This is a genomic window from Silvimonas sp. (assembly GCF_031291215.1).
GTDB lineage: Bacteria > Pseudomonadota > Gammaproteobacteria > Burkholderiales > Chitinibacteraceae > Silvimonas > Silvimonas soli.
In genome coordinates, this window is record NZ_JARLJK010000052.1 from 1 (window position 1) to 1,600 (window position 1,600).

The following is a 1,600-nucleotide window of genomic DNA, read 5'->3' on the forward strand; positions in this document are numbered from 1 at the left end:
ACGGGGTGCCGGCCAGCACCTGGTTTACTGCATCACGTTTGAAGGATTCGGGGTAAGTACGTCTGGTCTTGGTCATGAACACAACTCCTGGGTGGGCATTATCCACCTTAAGTCAGTGTCCATCGAGGCCGGGCCAGACCAATCGTCTGACCACATGTCGACCCCACATCCACTACTCAACAACTTATCTAGTTCTTGAAACATTGCCAAAACCTATTTGTACAGGGTTCGAGTACCTGGCTGTGCCGAACGCACCCGTTCTGCAAATCCCTCAAAAAAAGAAGGGGATATTGTCACCGATATCGCCAATAAACTGCGCAGACATCATCAATTTTCGGGAGTGCCGCTTTCGACCCAAAGCGGTCTATCAGATTTTTCCAAAGCGGACGTTCGAACCACGGCTAGCATCACATGGCGACGGCTCTTAATGGGTGCCTTTCCGGCAATTCCTCTGGCGTGACGTCAGCCATTAGGCGAAGTGGCATTGATAGCGCACGCTCTACCAATTCCAGATTCGACAACGGCTCAATGCAATCAACAATTAACCATCTAGCTTTCACTGGGTCTGGACATCCGGCACAAAAGGCAAGTAGCACATCATCACTTTCCTTTTCGGTCATAGCCTGTGGCTGCATGAGTTTTTCTAGAAGCAGCAGTAGTTGAGCCTTGGGCAGTTTTTCTTTCATTTCAACCTTTTTATTTCAACTCTGATGCCGCCGCTTTTGGCCGAGATTAGCCGTTCGTGAGAGGCAGGCTTTACCCAAGTCGGTTATACAGCTCACAACCAGGCTTCTGCAAAAATATTCTTCTTATCACCTCGCTGGAGCGCCTGCCAAAGTCTAAGAGCACTTTGACGAGAAGTATGCTCAAGCTGCCCAGGTGCCGCCAACTCAGTTTCATAGTCGGTATCTGCCCATTGCGTGAAGACAATTCGACCACCTTGATAGACGTCCCGACGTCACCCCGGTTTCAGTAGCACACAGCTTGAGAGCCCGGGGTTAATTTAGCCGACTTCGCTGCCAGTTGCCTGGCATACGCGGACGGCGTCAGGCCGCCCAGCGATTTCTTGGGTCTTTCCTCGTTGTATTCCCGGCGCCAGGTTTCAATCAGCACCCGGGCATGCGCCAGACTGGTAAACCAGTGTTCATTCAGGCATTCATCGCGAAACCTGCCATTGAATGATTCGATGTACGCGTTCTGGTTCGGCTTGCCGGGCTGAATCTGGCGTAGCTGTACCCCGCGTTGATGCGCCCACGTCAGCATGGCCCGACCGCAGAATTCCTTGCCGTTGTCAGTCCGGATGACCTGCGGCAAGCCTCGTGTTCTGCCCAGCCGGTCCAGCATGCGTGTTAACGGGTAATCCGCGATGGTGCGTTCGGCAACGATGGCGATGGACTCGTGCGTCGCGTCATCGACAATGGTCAGGCACTTGATAGCCCGTCCTTCGGCGGTCCGGTCGAACACTAATGGTATGGTCCACCCCTTTATTTTTTCCTACGTTAAGGGCGTATCCGGCAACAGGAGACCACCATGATTGCAGTGACCTTGGGTATCGATCTTGGCAAGCGCTGGTTTCACGTGGTCGGTTGTGACGCAACCG

The 1,600-nt window shown here is 53.1% G+C and carries 1 protein-coding gene and 1 pseudogene; both read right to left on the minus strand.

Features of this window, described 5'->3' with window-relative positions; translation table 11 throughout:
- Nucleotides 1–407: 407 nt before the first annotated feature.
- A complete protein-coding gene (locus tag P4L78_RS01540) occupies nt 408–686 on the minus strand; it encodes a hypothetical protein (RefSeq protein WP_309326542.1) in 279 nt (92 codons plus the stop codon).
- A gap of 272 nt (nt 687–958) precedes the next feature.
- Nucleotides 959–1,479, minus strand: a pseudogene (locus tag P4L78_RS01545) (integrase core domain-containing protein); the annotation flags it as partial.
- Nucleotides 1,480–1,600: the final 121 nt, after the last annotated feature.

What these genes read in the sequence shown, in the direction of transcription:
- P4L78_RS01540 (WP_309326542.1), bottom strand. Translation starts at nt 686, where the DNA reads ATGAAAGAAAAACTGCCCAAGGCTCAACTACTGCTGCTTCTAGAAAAA.